Origin of the sequence: Flavobacterium fluvii (genome assembly GCF_900129545.1) — a bacterium.
GTDB classification, from domain to species: domain Bacteria; phylum Bacteroidota; class Bacteroidia; order Flavobacteriales; family Flavobacteriaceae; genus Flavobacterium; species Flavobacterium fluvii.
Map to the genome: position 1 here is coordinate 308210 of NZ_FQWB01000003.1, position 18873 is coordinate 327082.

At 38.6% G+C, this 18873-nt stretch carries 20 protein-coding genes; 12 read left to right on the forward strand and 8 right to left on the reverse strand.

The features are described from left to right. Positions 1 to 73 precede the first annotated feature (73 nt). Together BUC16_RS09150 and BUC16_RS09155 are read left to right on the forward strand one after the other, a co-directional pair. On the forward strand, positions 74 to 1096 hold the full coding sequence (locus tag BUC16_RS09150) for a LacI family DNA-binding transcriptional regulator (RefSeq protein WP_073369992.1): 1023 nt from the start codon (positions 74 to 76) through the stop codon (positions 1094 to 1096). 21 nt (positions 1097 to 1117) lie between these two features. Next, a complete protein-coding gene (locus BUC16_RS09155) occupies positions 1118 to 2050 on the forward strand; it encodes a dihydrodipicolinate synthase family protein (RefSeq protein ID WP_073369994.1) in 933 nt (310 codons plus the stop codon). 167 nt (positions 2051 to 2217) lie between these two features. Here the strand turns inward: BUC16_RS09155 and BUC16_RS09160 are convergent, their stop codons facing one another. The 4 genes from BUC16_RS09160 to BUC16_RS09175 form a co-directional block, all read right to left on the reverse strand. Continuing rightward, complete coding sequence (locus BUC16_RS09160) at positions 2218 to 3468, reverse strand: MFS transporter (protein WP_073369995.1); 1251 nt, start codon at positions 3466 to 3468, stop codon at positions 2218 to 2220. 111 nt (positions 3469 to 3579) lie between these two features. Next, on the reverse strand, positions 3580 to 3906 hold the full coding sequence (locus BUC16_RS09165; RefSeq protein ID WP_073369997.1) for a DMT family transporter: 327 nt from the start codon (positions 3904 to 3906) through the stop codon (positions 3580 to 3582). A gap of 140 nt (positions 3907 to 4046) precedes the next feature. After that, positions 4047 to 4343, reverse strand: coding sequence for a hypothetical protein (locus tag BUC16_RS09170; RefSeq protein WP_073369999.1), 297 nt, complete (start codon positions 4341 to 4343; stop codon positions 4047 to 4049). A gap of 122 nt (positions 4344 to 4465) precedes the next feature. Then, the gene (locus BUC16_RS09175) at positions 4466 to 5359 is read right to left on the reverse strand and encodes a LysR family transcriptional regulator (protein ID WP_073370001.1); all 894 of its coding nucleotides are present in this window, start codon (positions 5357 to 5359) and stop codon (positions 4466 to 4468) included. Positions 5360 to 5459: 100 nt separating this feature from the next. On the opposite strand from BUC16_RS09175, the gene BUC16_RS09180 reads away from it, so the two are divergent. Then, positions 5460 to 6062 carry an NAD(P)H-dependent oxidoreductase gene (locus tag BUC16_RS09180; protein WP_073370002.1) on the forward strand — a complete coding sequence of 201 codons (603 nt, stop codon included), beginning with the start codon at positions 5460 to 5462 and terminating at the stop codon, positions 6060 to 6062. A gap of 128 nt (positions 6063 to 6190) precedes the next feature. Here the strand turns inward: BUC16_RS09180 and BUC16_RS09185 are convergent, their stop codons facing one another. From BUC16_RS09185 to BUC16_RS09200, 4 genes are all read right to left on the reverse strand, one after another. After that, entirely contained in the window at positions 6191 to 6910 is a 720-nt protein-coding gene (locus tag BUC16_RS09185; RefSeq protein ID WP_073370004.1) for a DUF3826 domain-containing protein, read from the reverse strand. Between the two features lie 26 nt (positions 6911 to 6936). After that, positions 6937 to 7701 carry a hypothetical protein gene (locus BUC16_RS09190; protein ID WP_073370005.1) on the reverse strand — a complete coding sequence of 255 codons (765 nt, stop codon included), beginning with the start codon at positions 7699 to 7701 and terminating at the stop codon, positions 6937 to 6939. Between the two features lie 180 nt (positions 7702 to 7881). Further along, entirely contained in the window at positions 7882 to 8286 is a 405-nt protein-coding gene (locus BUC16_RS09195) for a hypothetical protein (protein ID WP_073370006.1), read from the reverse strand. Between the two features lie 220 nt (positions 8287 to 8506). Then, complete coding sequence (locus tag BUC16_RS09200) at positions 8507 to 10288, reverse strand: L-fucose isomerase (protein ID WP_073370008.1); 1782 nt, start codon at positions 10286 to 10288, stop codon at positions 8507 to 8509. Positions 10289 to 10584: 296 nt separating this feature from the next. Between BUC16_RS09200 and BUC16_RS09205 the strand changes: the two genes are divergently transcribed. The 9 genes from BUC16_RS09205 to BUC16_RS09245 all read left to right on the forward strand — a co-directional run bounded on the left by BUC16_RS09205 (position 10585) and on the right by BUC16_RS09245 (position 18871). Beyond that, entirely contained in the window at positions 10585 to 11544 is a 960-nt protein-coding gene (locus BUC16_RS09205; RefSeq protein WP_073370009.1) for an ion channel, read from the forward strand. Between the two features lie 54 nt (positions 11545 to 11598). Then, positions 11599 to 12495: a MerR family transcriptional regulator gene (locus BUC16_RS09210; RefSeq protein WP_073370011.1), complete on the forward strand. Its 897-nt coding sequence runs from the start codon at positions 11599 to 11601 to the stop codon at positions 12493 to 12495. Between the two features lie 54 nt (positions 12496 to 12549). After that, entirely contained in the window at positions 12550 to 14019 is a 1470-nt protein-coding gene (crtID, locus tag BUC16_RS09215) for a bifunctional phytoene desaturase/3,4-desaturase (protein WP_073370013.1), read from the forward strand. Between the two features lie 5 nt (positions 14020 to 14024). Continuing rightward, positions 14025 to 14864 (forward strand): phytoene/squalene synthase family protein, encoded by an 840-nt coding sequence (locus tag BUC16_RS09220; RefSeq protein ID WP_073370014.1) that lies wholly within the window; start codon positions 14025 to 14027, stop codon positions 14862 to 14864. A gap of 38 nt (positions 14865 to 14902) precedes the next feature. After that, positions 14903 to 15343 carry a sterol desaturase family protein gene (locus BUC16_RS09225; protein ID WP_073370016.1) on the forward strand — a complete coding sequence of 147 codons (441 nt, stop codon included), beginning with the start codon at positions 14903 to 14905 and terminating at the stop codon, positions 15341 to 15343. Positions 15344 to 15345: 2 nt separating this feature from the next. Further along, entirely contained in the window at positions 15346 to 16020 is a 675-nt protein-coding gene (locus BUC16_RS09230) for a lycopene cyclase domain-containing protein (protein WP_073370018.1), read from the forward strand. 183 nt (positions 16021 to 16203) lie between these two features. After that, on the forward strand, positions 16204 to 16665 hold the full coding sequence (locus tag BUC16_RS09235) for an SRPBCC family protein (RefSeq protein ID WP_073370019.1): 462 nt from the start codon (positions 16204 to 16206) through the stop codon (positions 16663 to 16665). Then, positions 16665 to 17960, forward strand: a complete 1296-nt coding sequence (locus tag BUC16_RS09240) for a cryptochrome/photolyase family protein (protein WP_073370021.1) — start codon at positions 16665 to 16667, stop codon at positions 17958 to 17960. The genes BUC16_RS09235 and BUC16_RS09240 overlap by 1 nt, the downstream gene beginning before the upstream one ends. Next, positions 17957 to 18871 (forward strand): TIGR01777 family oxidoreductase, encoded by a 915-nt coding sequence (locus tag BUC16_RS09245; RefSeq protein WP_073370022.1) that lies wholly within the window; start codon positions 17957 to 17959, stop codon positions 18869 to 18871. Before BUC16_RS09240 ends, BUC16_RS09245 begins: the two co-directional genes overlap by 4 nt. Positions 18872 to 18873: the final 2 nt, after the last annotated feature.

Consider the following 18873-nt stretch of genomic DNA (forward strand, 5'->3'; position numbering starts at 1 on the left):
AATGTAAATGAAACACGTTAAATATTAGGTGGTGTCTAATTATTTGTTACTTTTGCTTAAACGTTAAAGCAAAATGGCTCGTAAAACTTCATTAAAGGATATTGCAAACAAGGTAGGAGTTTCTACTAGTCTAGTTTCATACGTTCTAAACAACAAAGATAAAGAAAACAGGGTAGGTAAAGAAACGGCAGATAAAATTAGAAAAGCAGCCAAAGAGCTTAATTATTTTCCGAATTTGAATGCCAGAAGTTTAAAAACCAATATCTCCCATACCATTGGTCTTATTGTGGCCGATATTTCAAATCCTTTTTTTTCCAGTTTGGCTCGAACGATAGAGGATGAGGCTTATGCCCGTAATTATACCGTGATATTTGGTTCTTCCGATGAAAATAATGACAAATTCATAAAAGTATTGGATTTTCTGAGCACTCGTCAAGTAGATGGGTTTATTGTGGCATCTCCAGAAGAATCCCGTGAAACGGTTTTGGGCCTAAAAGAATCCAATGTTCCATTGGTGCTGATTGACCGTTATTTTTCGGATATTGTCGTGAATACGGTTATGGTGGACAACTTTAAAGCTTCATTTGAAGCGACAAATCATTTGTTGAACAAAGGACACAAAAGAATTGGTGCCATCGTGTATGAATCTACACTTTTGCATTATCAGGATAGGTGCAATGGTTATCTGGAAGCCATGAAGCAAGCCGGGATTGTTGATGGAACACAGTTCTTGGCAAAAGTCAATCATCAATCATTGCAGACTGAAATTCAAGAAGCCGTACAAAAGCTGATTTTCGAAGACAAAGTAACTGCCATCTATTTTTCAACCAATACCATTGCAACGGAAGGTTTAAAACAAATTAAAAATGTTGGAAAGAAAATCCAGGAGGAAATTGACGTGGTTGCCTTTGACGAAAATTTGATTTTCCAGTTTTTGGATGTCCATGTACCTTTTGTGAGCCAGCCCATAAAGAAAATGGGGCAGGAAGCTGTTCGAATCCTGATAGACCAGATTGAGAATAAAGATCAGGGAATCATAAACGTCCTCTTGAAGGCTACGCTTGAAACAAAAGAAAAACTACAAAAAGTAAATTAAAATATATAAAAATTTAGCATAATGGCAACGCAAACAAATAAACCGGCTTTTAGTGGAATTATTCCTCCAATGGTAACACCTTTATTGTCAGACAACCTTAGCTTGGACGTCGAAGGAGTTAAACATCTCGTAGAGCATTTGGTTTCGGGAGGAGTTCACGGAATATTTATTTTGGGAACCACGGGAGAATCAACCAGTTTAAGTTACAAAACAAGAGAACAACTCATCGTGGAAAGCTGTAAAGCGGTAAACGGAAGAGTTCCTGTTTTTGTGGGAATCACGGATACTTCAATCGAAGAAAGTGTTCATCAGGCTTTAGTGGCCCATAATGCAGGAGCTGCGGCCGTTGTGGCTGCACCTCCTTATTATTATGGTTTGGGACAAGAGGAATTATACAAGTACTATTGGAGTTTGGCAGACCAAGTGAACTTGCCGCTTTTCTTGTACAATATGCCGTCACATACCAAAATAAACATCGACGTAAAAACCGTGGTTCGTTTGTCTGAACATCAAAATATTATTGGGTTGAAAGACAGTTCAGCCAATGCGGTTTACTTCCAATCGCTTTGTTATTTATTGAAAACCAATTTCAGCCTTTTGGTTGGACCGGAAGAAATCACTGCCGAAACCGTAATGATGGGCGGAAATGGTGGTGTCAACGGTGGTGCCAATCTTTTTCCTAAACTATACGTGGCACTTTATGATGCTGCAATGGCCAAAGATTTTGCCAGAATTGAAGAGTTGCAAGACTTGGTAATGGAAATCAGTACCAGAATTTACACAGTTGGATCTTATGGTTCCAGCTATTTGAAAGGATTGAAAGGGGCGCTGTCGGCATTGGGAATTGTCAACGGAAATATTGCTCCTCCTTTTACCACTTTCGACGAAAAAGAAATGACCAAAGTAATTGCCAATATCAAGGATATCGAAATAAAAGTGGCCAAGGTTTTGTAGAAAAACTAGAAAGTCCAAAGAGTTCATAAAAAAATGAGCCCGATTTATATCGAGCTCATTTTTTTTGCATTAAAACGAATTCAAAAATCCGTTTTTATCCGTGTTTTCGCAAAGCGAATTCGTTTTATCCGTATCCTAAATGGATTGCTTTATGCAGATAGAATAATCTATTCCGTCATATTGATTGTTTTGGGGCGCAAGGTCGTCAATTGCAAAACGATGGCAATCACCACCACGATAATCAACAAAACAAATACACGTCCCATTCCTCCATTGTCGGCAGCTTTTCCCAAGTATTCCGTAATAACCGCTCCAGCAGAAATTCCGACAAAGTTCATGATGCCATAGCCTGTGGCGCGATAACGTGGTGACACGAACTGGCAAAGAATAGGCATATTGTTGGTGTCAAAAATTCCAAATCCAAGACCAAAGAGCATTCCTCCAACTATGATGGCTTCGATACTGCTGCCATTGCCCAATAAAAATAAGGCAGGAATCGTGAGACTCAAACCGGCTACACTGGTGTAGATTCTTCCTTTAAGATTCCGCATGACCCATTTATCGGAAACAACCCCACCGATTAAAACCCCGACAAACGATGACATTGCGATGGTAACCGTGGCGATGGGTCCGGCCAGTGCCATATCCAGATGCAGTTTTTCCGAGAACAAGGTAGGTAGCCAGTTTTTTGCCGCCCAACCCGGCAAACTTGGAGCCGAGAAATAAAAGAGCAAAACCCAAAAAGAAATGTTTCCGAACAAGATGCCCAATCCCTTGAACATTTGCCTGAATTCCGTTCTCATCGATAATTTTTGGGAAGTGTCAAGAGTGTATGCTTTCTTTTCTTTTATGAAAAAAATCAGGATAATACTGTAAATCACTCCAATCAGGCCAACGGAGTGGAAGGTGAAATGCCAAGAAAATTGTTGTGAAACAGTTGCTCCAAATCCGCCCAAGGCTTGACCCAGGTAGATTCCGGTGGTGTGAATTCCTATGGCAAACGATCGGGTGTTCCCTTGGTGATAATCGGCGATTAAGGACAGGGCGGCAGGGATATAGAACGCCTCGCTAACTCCCATAATGGCGCGCAATACATAAATTTGATTGAAAGTGGTGGCATAACCCATCGCCATCGTGACGCCAGACCAAACAAAGAGACTGCAAATAATCATGTTTTTTCGGTTCATCCTGTCGGCAATGATTCCGGAAATGGGACTCATCAAGGCGTAAATCCAAAGGAAAATGGCCATTAGCATTCCGAAGTTTTCGGCCTTGGCCAATTCTGGAATATCAATCATCATGGACGGTTTCATGGTAGAAAGCATCTGGCGATCCAGATAATTCAACAAGGCTACAAACCATAATAAACCAACAACTATCCACGGATAGGATTTCTTTTCACTCAATTTTGCAATCATAAAATATTTACTATTAAAAAGTCCTAATATACAAATTCAAATGAAACGGAATACTGACTATTATCATATTTTATGGTGTAAATATTAACGTAGTTATGCGTTTGTCAGCAATCAATGCGACATCGATTTTAGCCCGATTATGGAACCAATAAGTGTGGTAATGAAGAAAATGCGCCAGAAGGTAGCCGGCTCTTTGAAAACAAAAATTCCCACCAAGACGGTGCCAACGGCTCCAATGCCTGTCCATACGGCATAAGCGGTTCCTATGGGCAAAGTTTGTGTGGCTTTGACCAACAAAACCATGCTGATTGTCAATGAAATTAGAAAACCGGCATACCACCAATACATTTCATTTCCATTGGTTTCTTTGGCTTTTCCCAGGCAAGAGGCGAAGGCCACTTCGAATAATCCGGCAATAATTAATAGTATCCAATTCATTTTTCAGGTTTTTTGTTTGCTACAAATATACCCGTTTGAATTCGATTTATTTATTTCCAAAAATTTAAAATTGCAGCCAAAGGCATATTGATGGTAAATTTGGTGTCCTTGTTTTGGAACCATTGTAAAGGCAGGATAAATCAGGAAATCAGTTTTAGAATTTCCCTTTCTGAATGGTTCACGGTCGCCTTGAATTTTTCGTACCACTGTTTCCAATCCGCAGTACCCATTTCTTTTGTGAGTTCTTTTTCAAAATCGGAAAGCGAGGCATGCGAAGATTCTAAAATCAATCGGTAACCTGTCCCCGTAAAATCGGTTAAAATCCGACTTCCGCTTGATTGAGGCATCAATCCGTTTTTTTCGGCTTCATCAATCAAGGCTTTGGCATCTTTATAGCGGCCAAATTGCAAATAAAATATTTCACGAACTATATACATGATTGCAAAAATTAAGGATTAGACAAAATAACTTCATTCGCATAAAGTTAATGAATAATACAATTAAATAATTGTTAATTTTCTGGAGTACAGTTTGTTGTGTTTGTTTTGAATATTTTTTTCTACATCACTTCAATAAATATTTTCTTGATTAAGTTAATTTCATCCACATACATTGTTTTTTTGCGTGTTGCAAAATAAAGCGTGTTTTCCAACGGGACTTTTCCTTTCCAAATCAATTGGATTTGATGGTTGTCGATTTCTTTTTTGCACAGGAAATCAGGTACAACCGCCAAACCTTTTCCGCTGCTCAAACAACGCACGATGGAATTGAGATTGGGCACAATATAATTGGGACGAAAATCGGCGTATTTATTGAAATTGAGTTGCCAAAAACGGCGCAAATGTTCCATGTCGCCAGTTGTTCCGTACCATTTTTGCTCTTTGAGCCAGTTTTCGGTAGCTTCAAGATTATTGTTCTTTTCCACTTCCTGGAATTCGGATAGGTTTACTTCATTTCCTCCAACCAGAACAATGGTTTCCGATGAAAAAGCTTGATATTCGATGGCGTTTTTTGTCACCATTTGCGGCGTAATGATAATGTCCAAAATACCTTTTTCCAAATTTTCTACCATTACCGGATATTCCCCAAACTGGATAATGACGTTGAAAGGCAAGGTCGAAATGTATTGTTCCAACGTGATCTGAAAGGTTTCAAAACACATCCCGATGCTGATGGTTGGTGTATGTTTTTCGGTGCTTCGTTGAAAGTTTTGTTCGGCTTCTTCGAGTTTGCTCAAGGCATCGATGGTGAAATTATAGAGTACTTTTCCTTTTTCTGTCGGCACCATTTTGCGTCCCGTTCGGTCAAATAATTTATAGCCCACGTAATTTTCCAATGAACTTAAATGCAAGCTCACGCCCGGTTGCGAAATAAACAATACTTCTGCCGCACCGGTCAAGGTTCCCGTTTTGTAAACCGCTTTAAAAGTGCGATACCATTCTAAATTTACCATAATCAACTATTATTATTCTGATGCAAAGGTATGAATTATGTTATTTTAATAATAGAAAAGACGGTTGTAAATTTGCATCATCAAATTAAAGTAAATCAAAATGACAAAAATATTTATAATTAATGGCGGACAAAAGTTTGGTCATTCAGGTGGAAGATTCAATGAAACGATTGCCCAGGAATCAGCTGATTTTTTTAGAAACAATCCCGATTTCGAAGTTAGAACTACCGATGTGAATGATGATTATGTCCCATCGGAAGAAGTGGAAAAATTCGTTTGGGCAGACGTGATTGTCTATCACACGCCCATTTGGTGGTTTCAATTGCCGCACGGTTTCAAAAAATACATTGACGTGGTTTTCACGGAAGGACACGCCAAAGGAATTTATCAAAGTGATGGACGTTCCTCTAAAAACCCGACCCGAAATTACGGAACCGGAGGAATGCTTCACGGAAGAAAATACTTGTTGACCACTTCCTGGAATGCGCCAAAAGAGGCGTTTACCTTGCCGGGAGAATTTTTCGACGAGAAAAGCGTTGATGATGGTCCGTTATTTGGTTTTCACCGAATGAATGCTTTTACGGGCATGACTTCATTGGAAAGCATCCATTTTCACGATATTGAAAAAAATGCAGATGTGCCGAGGGATATAGAGTTATACAAGGAGCATTTAACCAAAACTATTTTAAATTCGTTATCCTGAATTATCTGTTTTTTGAAATTTGTATCAGTAAAAAACCGCACTTTCTCAAAGCCAGAGGCTTTGAGAAAGTGCGGTTTTTTTAAAGCTGTTGGTTTTATCCAATTGTATTCTCGATGTTCTTTTATAAATTATTTGGCGGCTGCTTTTTCAGCTGCTTTTTTTGCTTTTATGGCATCGGTGAACGCTTTGTACATTTGCTTCCAGTTGCGACCATTGTTGTTGAGATACTGCTCCGATTTTGTTTTGTAAATTTCGAAGATGGCCGATATTTGTTTCATGCTCTTGTAATCGACAGCTTGCTCGCGGGCTTGTTTCATGAACTTGAGAATGGTTTCTTCTTCCAAGGCTGTCATGTCAGGAACGATGGCTTTGTAACCTGCCATAGTAAATTGAACTTTTCCAATGGTGTATTTATCCAAAACAAGTTCCACTTGTTCTTCGGCTAAATCCTTGCGAAGTCCTGACATCAGGTTTTCGTGGACCGTTTTTGGCATGGACGACTGGGCAATAATCTGCTTTTCCAAATCACTGAGCTGCTGTCCTGTCGTTGGATTGATTCCAGCGGGAACAATAGTGCCGGGATGTTCGTTGTTCCAGTCGCGAACCGCTTTCAAATGGGTAACGATTACGGATTGCAGTCTTTTTTCTTTTGCGGTATCGTTCAAATTCAATGAAGTAACCCATTCGGCGGCTTTCTTTTCTTGTTCCAGATTGGAATTGGCTTGTTTTTCTTCTTGGGTCAATTCCTTTTTCTGACTTTGTTGAGCGTTTGATTGTTCCTGTGCGAAAGTTGCGTTCGAAAGGAATAATGCGAATAGGAGTGCGGGTATAAGGTTTTTGTTTTTCATTACTGTTTAAATTGATTTTCTTGTTGTTAACCAGGTATCTTTAAAGCCGGCTGTTTAAATTTAATCTTTTCACCTTTGGATTTGCTCAGGTTGCCTGAAGCATCAAATAAGCTGAATTCAACTTCAAAATTTTCACCATCTTTAAAGTTAAATGCACCTGAACACATACCGTGCCCAACTGCAATTAAGTTTTCTTCTGCTTTTAAATAATAGCTTGTTTCTTTTCCTGTGGAAATATTTTTTACGGTGGTTTTAATTAGAAATTCTGATTTATCACTGGCCGAAAAAGAAAAGTTGGCAAAAATTATAGGACCGCACCCAGCTACAGTAAAAGAGCTGTTCTTGAATTTTGGACTGTCTGTCCACGCAGGTGCTGCATTGTCTAGTCTATTAACCACCGTCCATTTTATTTTTTCTCTCTCTCCGGCTGGATTGTATTTACATACCAATCTTTCTGAATTCTCAAGGTTTTCAATTATCAGTTCATACTCCTGTCCTGGCGAAAGTGTGGTTTCAGGTTTTAATATGGCCTGAGTCAAACCGTATTGTCCAACAAGAATTTCCTGAACTGTTAATTTGATTTTTTGCTGATCTGATTTTAAATATACAGGGTAGACTGTTCCAAGTTCGCTAACGATTTTTTGACTCAGCTGTTGGCCGTCAATTACGAATATTGAATTTTTATTTACTGTCTGGCCTGCAGGCCAAAAAGAAAGTCCGGTGTAAGCACATTTTGAAAATGCGTTCACTGCAGTCAGAAGCATTACTGATATTAGAATTACCTTTTTCATATTGTTAATATTGGTTTATTCTAACTAGATGATAATTTTAGGCAAAAGGTTGGAATTGCGGTTAAATAAAATCTGGTCTTCGGGTATAAGGGTTTTGTTTTTTATAGGATTTTTTGAGTTTAATGTTTTTATTGATTTAAAGCTGGACAGAATTTTGAATAGGTTCAAATGGGTACAAAATCAAACCTCTTCTTCGAGTTTTAAATGTTTTTTCCATCCCAATTTTCTGTAGTAAATATCGAATAGAAACACGGGAATAAATAGTAATGTCGTGTGTCTAAAGCCAATTGTCATTTTCAAAATAAAGTGGAGGGCAAAAATTGCTATTATGATTTCCCACACCCATTTCATCTTCTTGAATTCGGCAATTTTTAAGGTCGTTATCTTATCTTCGGATGTTTCAATTGTAAAGTCTGAACTTGAAAATTGCCCCACTTTCAAGTTGATTAGGTGTTTTCCGTTTGTTGTGTTGAACTCCATAATATCGCCATCAGAAATTGTTCCGGCTTTTTGTTTGTCAATATAGATTTCGTATTCTTTCACCCTGTTTTCTCTAGGAGGTCTTTTAATTGTAATTATTGCCATAATTTAATTTTTGTTTTCTCTCGAAACCTTTAGATTTTACGAATGTTTTTATTTTTAACATTTCCTCAAGTATACTGATTTTTTCTTGCAAAAAATTAAAAAGGTTAGTTAGATAGTTCAAACCAGCCTTTTGTTATTGTCTAAAAATTTACCGCAAATTCGCAAATTAAAAATAGAAGAATTAAATAATTTGCGAATTTGCGGTTTAACCAAATATTAATTATTCATACAAAGCCTTGTATGTACTGCAAGCCCTGTAATCGGAAGATTCTGGATCCATACCAAAAGACGCCCAAGCGCTTGGCCTGAAAATTTGGTCTTCGGGAACGTTGTGCATGTTTACCGGGATTCGGAGCATCGAGGCCAAAGTGATTAAATCGGCACCAATGTGTCCGTAAGTGAAGGCGCCGTGATTGGCTCCCCAATTGGACATCACGCTATACACATCCTTGAAAGGTCCTTTGCCTGTGAGGTTCGGCACAAACCATGTGGTTGGCCAAGTAGGATTGGTTCTTTCGTTGATGGTGTTGTGCACGTCTTCCGGAAGTTCGATGGTTTTTCCTTCGGCGATTTGCAATACGGGTCCAATGCCTTTCACAATATTGATTCGACACATGGTCACCGGCATTTCGCCTTTGGTTTTGAAAGTCGAAGAATAACCGCCACCCCTGAAATACTCCAACATTCCTGGTCCCCAAGTGGTTTTTTCGAGACATTTTTCGACTTCGCTTTCGGTAATGTCCCACCATGGTTTCATTGCCGGTTTTCCGTTGATGGTTTGTTCGCCCGTTCCGTCCAATGCCGAAGCACCGGAATTGATGAGGTGGATAAAACCGTTGGCAGCATCGCCTTTTAGCTCGTAACCCGTCACTCTTTTCACGGCTTCTGGACTCCAATAGGTTCTCACGTCGCTGAAAATTTGGGCTGCACCTGTCAATAAATGTCCGAACAACATCGAAACTCCGTTCAAACTGTCGTTTTCAGTGGCCAACATAAACGGTTGACGGATGCCGTTCCAGTCGAAAGAGGAAGTAAGGATGGCTTCCATAAAATCGCCATTCGGCAAATGGTCCGTCCATTGTCTTTGCCCTTGGAAACCTCCTGAAATAGCATTTCTTCCCAAGGCTTCTTCGCCGTAACCCAAGGCTTTCAGCTTTGGATTTCCAATCATCAAGTCACGACCAATCAAGGCCATTTTTACGACAAATTCCCAATCTTTGTCCAATTCGGCTCTCGATTTTTGTCTGTTTTCAGGATTGTAATCTTTTCCTTCTTTGCATTTGGCTTTTGTCCAAGCAAAGGCTTTTTCGTATTCTTCTTTGTCGTAGATTTCGTGTTCGATTCGTCTCGAAAATTCGGTCATGTCAATGTTTTCACATCGCATTCCCAAAAAGCTTTCGAAGAAATTTGGGTCAATGATGGAACCCGCAATTCCCATGGAAACAGCTCCCATTGACAAATACGACTTGCCTTTCATCGTGGCCACTGCCAAACCGGCTTTTCCGAAAAGCAATAATTTTTTCTGTACATCTTCAGGAATGCTGGTGTCGTCACTGTCTTGAACATCACGGCCGTAAATGCCAAAGGCTGGAAGCCCTTTTTGGTTGTGTCCCGCCAAGGCTGCCGCCAAATAAACCGCTCCCGGACGTTCGGTTCCGTTGAAACCCCAAATGGCTTTTGGAATCAGGGGATCCATATCGATGGTTTCGCTCCCATAACACCAGCAAGGCGTCACGGTCAGGCTCAAACCAACGCCTTCTCTCGAAAATTTGTCGGCAGAAGCTGCGGCTTCGGCAACACCGCCAATGCAGGAATCCGAAATAACGCATTCCACTTTGCTGCCATCGGCGTGTCTCAGGTTTTTTTCCAGGAAGTCGGCGGCGATTCTCGCCATATTCATGGTTGATTCTTCCAACGATTCTCTCACGCCGTCCAATCTTCCGTCTATTACGGGTCTGATTCCTATTTTGGGTAATTGTCCAATCAAGTTTTTAAAGTTCATTTTTATACCTTGTTTTAATGTAAATTTTTCGAGACTATTTGTTTAAACAGCTTTTAAAAATACTACTTTTTTTAAGATAATAAGTGACTGGAATAAAATAATTGTATTTTTTACACTAAAAATATTTATTCTAAAGAATATGTGGTTTTGTACTTGTTTTTCGAGCGAATTAATTTACAAATATTAGCTTGAAAAGAGATGGTGTTTTTTGTTTTTTTTCGAATGTGGCAATTTTCCGGCACGATATTATTGCAGCATTTTTTTGACTATTTTTACGCATCATCAAACAGTATCCAATGGCATTAATGAAACGAATAAACGAAAAAGCAAAATCCTATTTAAGTTCCGGATTTGGGATAAATACCAGTAGCTACGGTGGACGTTTCGTGAATAAAAACGGTAAGGCCAACGTCGAGAAACAGGGAATGCACTTCTTGCATCGCATCAGTTGGTACCACACGATGATTGATATGCCTACCTGGAAATTTATGTTGGTGCTTTTGACTTTTTATGTCTGCATCAATTTTCTTTTTGCCATCCTTTATTTTGCTATCGGCATCGAATATTTGAATGGCATTGACCCTTTGGAATCGGAATGGGTCAAGTTTGGAGAGACTTATTTTTTTAGTGCACAAACATTTACCACCGTGGGTTATGGTCACGTTAGCCCTTCGGGATTTTTGGCGAGTACCGTTTCGGCCTTGGAGGCCTTGATTGGCTTGTTGAGTTTTGCCATCGCCACCGGTTTGTTCTTCGGGCGTTTTAGCAAACCTGTTGCTTTCTTGAAATTTTCCCACAATGCCATAATAGCTCCGTACAAAGACATCACGGCCTTGATGATTCGTTTGACTCCTTTCAAAAACACCAATTTGACTGATGCCGAAGCTAAAATAACGGTGGGAATTAGTATCGAGGAAGATGGCGTGATGAGGAATAAATTTTATTCGCTGGATTTGGAATTGGATAAAATCAATGCGCTAACTTTGAGCTGGACTCTGGTGCATCCCATTACGGAAGACAGTCCGCTGTATCAATTTACGAAAGAAGATTTTGAGGCTGTCAATGGTGAAATTTTGGTGTTTATCAAAACTTTTGACGACATGTTCAGCAATACCGTTGCCATTCGTACTTCCTACACTTTCGAAGAGGTTGTTTATGGGGCAAAGTTCCAGCCGATGTATTCCAGAAATGATGCGAATACCAAAACCATTTTGTATCTGGATAAGTTAAATCATTTTGAAAGTGTTGCTTTGTAGTTCCAGGGTCTAAAAAATATTTCATTACATTTGTTTATTAAATTATGACAAATGATGAACAATATTAAATCTGTCTTTAGTATCAAAGACCTGGAAAACCTATCTGGAATAAAAGCGCATACAATCCGGATTTGGGAAAAAAGATATAATATTCTGGAGCCTATGCGTTCCACGACCAACATTAGAAATTACGATACGCATAATTTGCAAAAATTGCTCAACATTGTTTTGTTGCACAATTACGGTTATAAAATTTCCCGAATTGCCGAATATTCATCCGAGAAAATGGAGCTTCTTGTCAGGGAAATAATTTCGGAAAAAAGTTCCAAAAATCACGCCATCAATGCTTTTAAAATGGCGATGATGAATTTTGACCAAGTCTTGTTTTTCAAAACCTACGCCAATCTGCTTTCCGAGAAATCCTTCCGGGAAATTTTTTACGACGTCATGATTCCGTTAATGAACGAAATTGGATTGTTGTGGCAATCAGGTACGATAACGCCGGCCCAAGAGCATTTTATTTCGTTTTTGATCAAACAAAAATTACTCGTGAACACCGAAAAAATCCAACTTTTGGAACCAACTAGAACCGACAAGATTTTTGTTTTGTATCTCCCGGAAAACGAAATTCACGAATTGGGGTTGATGTATTTGAACTATGAAATCTTGCTCAACGGCTATAAAACCATTTATCTTGGCGAGAGCGTTCCTGTTGACAGTTTGAAGGACATGAAGCAATATTTTGACAATATTGTTTACATTTCTTACTTTACCATTCAGCCTTCTAGAGATGCGATTGATGATTATTTAAAAGAAATTGCAGCCGAAATAATGGATTCCAATTCGCAGATTTGGTTGCTGGGCAGAATGACCCAATTCATTGATGTCAAAAAGATTCCCGAGAACATGATTGTCTTTAATTCCATTCCTGATTTGGTAAACGAATTGTAATTTATTGTTAAGAGTAATTATTTTGTTTAACTTTTTTATATATTTGTTAAACAAATGAAAAAAACAATTACAATAATAGGTTCAGGATTTTCGGCATTGGTAGCTTCTTGCTATTTGGCGAAGGATGGTTTTGATGTAACGATTCTTGAAAAAAATCATACCGTTGGAGGTCGAGCAAGACAACTTTCAAAAGACGGTTTTACTTTTGATATTGGTCCCACTTGGTATTGGATGCCGGACGTGTTCGAGAAATTTTTTGCCGATTTTGGCAAAAAGCCTTCCGATTATTATCATTTGGACAAACTGAATCCAGCCTATGAAGTTTATTTTGGCAAAGTAGATTCGATTAAAATTCCCGATAATTTAGCCGATATTCTTTTCATTTTTGAAAAGGAAGAAAAAGAAAGTGCCAAACACTTGAATGATTTTTTGGATAAAGCCAAACACAATTATGACGTGGCCATCAAGGATTTGGTGTATCGTCCCGGAATTTCCATAACCGAATTGATTACGCCCGCTACCATCAAAAAAGCAAACCAGTTTTTTAGCAGTATTAGAACCACGGTTCGAAAGAAAATCAAGAATCATCGCCTCCAGCAAATAATGGAATTTCCGGTTTTGTTCCTCGGAGCAAAGCCGTCCAATACACCTTCGTTTTATAGTTTCATGAATTATGCTGATTTTGGTTTGGGTACTTGGCATCCAAAAGGCGGAATGTATGAAGTGGTCAAAGCAATGGTGACTTTGGCTGTGGAATTGGGCGTGAAAATTGAAACCAACCAAAATGTCGAAAAGATCAATGTTGAAAATGGAGAGGTAAAAAGCATAGTTTCCAATGGAATCACGATAGAATCTGATGTCGTTTTAAGTGGTGCTGATTACCATCATACGGAAACTTTGTTGGAAGAAAAATACCGGGGTTATTCCGAGAATTATTGGGACAGCAAAATTTTTGCACCATCCTCATTGTTGTTTTACGTGGGTTTTGACAAGAAAATAGACAATGTTTCGCATCACACCTTGTTTTTCGACACCGATTTTGATGTTCACGCGAAGGCTATTTACGACAATCCGAAATGGCCTGAAAAACCTCTTTTTTACGCAAGTTTTCCAAGCAAAACCGATTCGACCGTTGCACCCGAAGGAACAGAAGCCGGAATATTCCTGATTCCCATTGCGCCCGGAATTGAAGACACGTTTGAAATAAGAGAGAAATATTTTAAAAGCATTATCGAAAGATTTGAGCAATTGACCAATCAAAAAGTATCGGAAAATATTCTTTTCAAGGAAAGTTTCTGCGTGAATGATTTTGTGAATGATTATAATTCATACAAAGGGAATGCTTATGGATTGGCCAATATCCTCACGCAAACCGCTTTTTTGAGACCCAAAATCATCAGCAAAAAAGTCAAAAATTTATTTTTCACGGGACAATTAACCGTTCCTGGACCGGGAGTTCCCCCATCGATAATTTCAGGAAAAATAGTGTCGGATTTGATTAAAAAACAATTTACAAATATTTAATAGCTATGAAACAATTATTTGATGAAGTATCGTTTAAATGCAGTGTTTTGGTAACCAAAAGTTACAGCACTTCATTTTCTTTGGCTGTTAAAATGCTGGCACCAAGTATTCGGGAAGCCATTTACAGCATTTATGGTTTTGTTCGTTTTGCCGATGAAATCGTGGATTCTTTTCACGGTTTCGACAAAGAAACCTTGATAAATGATTTCGAAAACGAATATTATAAAGCCCAAAAAATGGGTATCAGTTTGAACCCGATTTTGAATTCTTTTCAACAAACGGTGAACAAATTCAATATTACTGACGACTTGATCCAGTCTTTTTTGAAGAGTATGAAAATGGATTTGGTCAAATCGGATTATCACAACAAGAAGGAATTTGACGACTATATTTATGGTTCTGCCGACGTGGTGGGTTTGATGTGCTTGAAGGTTTTCGTGAAAGGCGACGAACAAAAATTCGAGGAACTGAAAGGGGAAGCGATGCGTTTGGGTTCTGCATTCCAAAAAGTGAATTTCCTTCGGGATTTGAAAGACGACAATCTGGTTTTGAACCGAAATTATTTTCCGGGTGTCGATTTGAAATCCTTTGATGAAAAGTCCAAAGCCATGATTATCCAAGAAATTGAAGAGGATTTTCGAGTGGCTTTGCAAGGAATCAAAAAATTGCCTTTGGAAGCCAAATTCGGGGTTTACACCGCTTATGTCTATTATAAAAAACTATTGCGAAAATTGGAAAATACGCCTTGCCATAAAATTGGAAGCGAAAGAATTCGGGTTTCCAACTATGCTAAAGGGCTTTTGTTTGCCAATTCTTTCGTATCTTACAAATTGAATTTGGTGTAACTAATTTGCTGCCCATTCATCTAAAAAAACATTTTGAAATGATAGCTTTCCTGATTTTTTTGGCCACTTATTTGCTGATGGAATGCGTGACTTGGTGCACGCACAAATTTGTGATGCATGGTTTTTTATGGTATTTGCACGAAGATCATCACCAGCCCAAATACGCCCATGTTTTCGAGCGCAACGATTTGTTTTTCGTGATTTTTGCCACACCTAGCATTTTGCTTTTTTATTTTGGGGCAGAAGCCGGTTTTGACTACAAGTTCTTTATCGGATTGGGTATTTTTGCTTATGGATTGAGCTATTTTATCGTGCACGACATCATCATTCACCAACGATTGAAACTTTTCAAAAACACCAAAAACAAGTATTTGATTGCCCTTCGCAAAGGCCATAAAGTCCATCACAAACACTTGGGAAAAGAACACGGAGAATGTTTCGGGATGTTGTTTGTGCCGTTCAAATATTTTAAAATTTAGTTATGTCGTTGTATTTTTTTTTAAATATCGCTTCCTTTTTCATCCCGTTTCTCTACAGTTTCGAAAGCAGGATGAAATATATCAACCGATGGAAAGCTGTTTTTTCGGCCATCTTTATTACTGCCATTTTCTTTATTGTTTGGGATATTATTTTTACCAAAATAGGAGTGTGGAGTTTCAATCCACGGTATCATTCCGGTATTGAATTCTTTGATTTGCCTATCGAGGAATGGCTGTTTTTTATCTGTATTCCGTATGCGAGTATCTTCATTCACTTTGCTTTTCATTATTTTTATCCAAAGGTTTCGTTGACGGACAAAACGGTGAAAATCATTTATTGGATTTTAATGGTGGTACTTTTGCCGACTATCGTGATTCATTATGATAAGTGGTACACGGTAATTAATTACAGCGTTTTGGTATTGGTTTTGACTTACACGGTTTTCAAAGTTCCCCATATTTTGAATACGTTTTTCATCACTTTTCTTATCATATTAATTCCATTTGCCTTGGTCAACGGAATTTTGACAGGTAGTTTTATTGATGAGCCGGTGGTGTATTATAATAATGCAGAAAATCTGGGAATACGGTTGGGAACCATTCCGATTGAAGATGTTGGTTATGCCTTTTCGATGTTGCTGATGAGTTTGGTCTTGATTAAAAAAGTAGAAAAATAATTAGCCACAGATTGGACGGATTAAACGGATTTACACCGATTTTTGTGAATGCGGTAGTGGAATTATAATATTTTTAATGAGTTTTTATAATCTGCGAAAATCTGCTAAATCTGCGTGCTTATTTTTTCACGCAGATTTATCAGATTCGGCAGATTTTATGCAATAAGAATAAAAACAACTGAAATGAAAGTATATAAAAAAGAAACCGTTCAGCATATCAATGCGAGTATCGAGGAATGCTGGGCTTTTTTTTCAAGTCCAAGGAATTTGCAGAAGATTACGCCAGAAACGATGGGTTTCAATATCACGGATTTCGACGGAAAAAACATGTATGCTGGACAAATTATCCAGTATAAAGTCTCTCCGCTTGCAGGCTTGAAATTGCGTTGGACGACCGAGATAACCATCGTGAAAGACAAGCAGTATTTCATCGACGAACAACGTTTCGGGCCTTATGCTTTGTGGCATCACAAACATTTTTTTGAGCCAACCGAAAACGGGGTAAAAATGACCGATGTGGTTCATTATGCCTTGCCTTTGGGGTTTATTGGTCGAATAATGAATGCTTTGGTGGTCAAAAACAAGTTGAAAGACATTTTCGAATATCGAGTTATGGCCGTAAACCAAATTTTCAATTCCAAATAATGAACAAACAAGAAATAACCCTTTTTTGGTTTCGCAGGGATTTGCGATTTGAAGACAACGTGGGCTTGTTTCACGCACTTCAATCCAAATTTCCAGTGATTCCGTTGTTTATTTTTGATGAAGCCATTTTGGACAGTTTGCCAAAAAATGACGCCAGAGTTGGTTTTATTCACGATTCGCTTTCGAAAATACATCAGAAATTGCAGGAAATGGGTAGTTCTCTTTTGGTCAAAAAAGGGAAAACCCAGGAAGTTTGGCAAGCGCTTCTTCAAGAATTCGATGTCAAGGAAGTATTCTTCAACAAAGATTATGAACCGTATGCCATCAAAAGGGATTTGACTATTAGCGAATTATTGGAAGCGAATAAAACGACTCATTTTTCATTCAAAGACCAAGTGATTTTTGAAGAAAAAGAAATCGTGAAAGCCGATGGATTGCCTTATACAGTTTACACGCCTTATAAAAATAAATGGTTGGAGAAATACAATTCGATGGCTCCAGTTCAAGAATATGATGCCACTGAAAAGTTCTCCAATTTTCACAAAAACAACTTTGTTTTTCCAACATTGGAACAAATAGGATTTGAGGAAAGTCCCATAAAAGTAATTCCGCATAACTTGAAAAACGTTTCCAAATACCACGAAACCCGTGATTTTCCTGCTTTGGACAGCACGACACATCTTTCGCCACATTTGCGTTTTGGAACGGTAAGTATTCGTAAATTAGTCAATTGGGCGACGCATAAAAATCAAGTGTTTTTGAGCGAATTGATTTGGAGAGAGTTTTTTATGCAAATTCTGTTCAGTTTTCCGAAAGTGGTCACGAATAATTTCAAATCTGCTTATGACGGAATTCAATGGCGGAACAACGAAGAAGATTTCAAGCGCTGGTGTTTGGGAACCACGGGTTATCCGATGGTGGATGCCGGAATGCGTGAACTCAATGAAACGGGTTATATGCACAATCGGGTTCGAATGGTGGTGGCAAGTTTTCTCTGCAAACATTTATTGATCAACTGGCAATGGGGCGAGGCTTATTTTGCCGAAAAGTTGTTGGATTTTGAATTGTCGGCCAATGTCGGAAACTGGCAATGGGCTGCGGGAACGGGTTGTGATGCCGCACCTTATTTCAGGGTTTTTAATCCGGAAATTCAACTGAAGAAATTTGACGAAAAAGGAATCTACATCCGAAAATGGATTCCAGAATTTGATTTGGGATATGGCGAGCCAATGGTGGATCACGCTTTTGCTAGAGACCAAGCAATTGCAACTTATAAAAAAGGAATTTTGAAATGAAGACAAATGTATTAATAAGCGGAGGAACGGGATTTATAGGCAAGCATTTGACTCGTTTATTGGTCGAAAAGGGATTTTCTGTTTCCATTTTGAGTAGAAGTGAAAAAGAAAACACCGAGGATGTCAGCTTTTATAAATGGAATGTCGACAAGGATTATATTGACGAAAATGCGGTTTTAAATGCGGATTACATCATTCATTTAGCCGGTGAAGGAATTGCTGATAAACCTTGGACAACAAAGCGTAAAAAGGTAATTGTTCAAAGCAGGGAACATTCCATTGAGCTGATTTATGCGGTTTTGAAAAAGAATAATAAAAAACCCGAGGCTTTTATTTCGGCATCGGGAATTGGCATTTACGGGGCAATAAATGGATCGGAAATTTGCACAGAAAATACTTTGCCAGCCGATGATTTCTTGGGAACTACGTGTCAAAAATGGGAAGCTGCCGCCGATACTATCGAGAGTTTGGGAATTCGCGTGGTTAAAATCCGCACGGGTTTGGTATTGGGTAAAGATGATGGATTTCTAAAAAAAATGGTGCCTATTTTTAAATTAAGATTGGGTTCTGCCTTGGGTTCGGGAAAACAATATATGCCTTGGATTCATATTGACGATTTGTGTGGAATTTACTTCGAAGCCATCAATAATCCCAATATGGTTGGCCCTTATAACGCAGCCATTAACGACAATACAACAAATGCTGTTTTTTCAAAAGCATTGGCGAAAATTTATGGCTATTCGATTTGGTTGCCCAATGTTCCAGCTTTTTTGTTGAAAATAGTATTGGGTGAAATGGCTCAAATCGTCCTCACCGGACAAAGAGTTTCTTCGGTCAAAATAGAAGAAACTGGGTTCAAGTTTCAATTTACAACTTTGGAGACCGCACTCAGGAATTGTGTTGTAGAATAGAT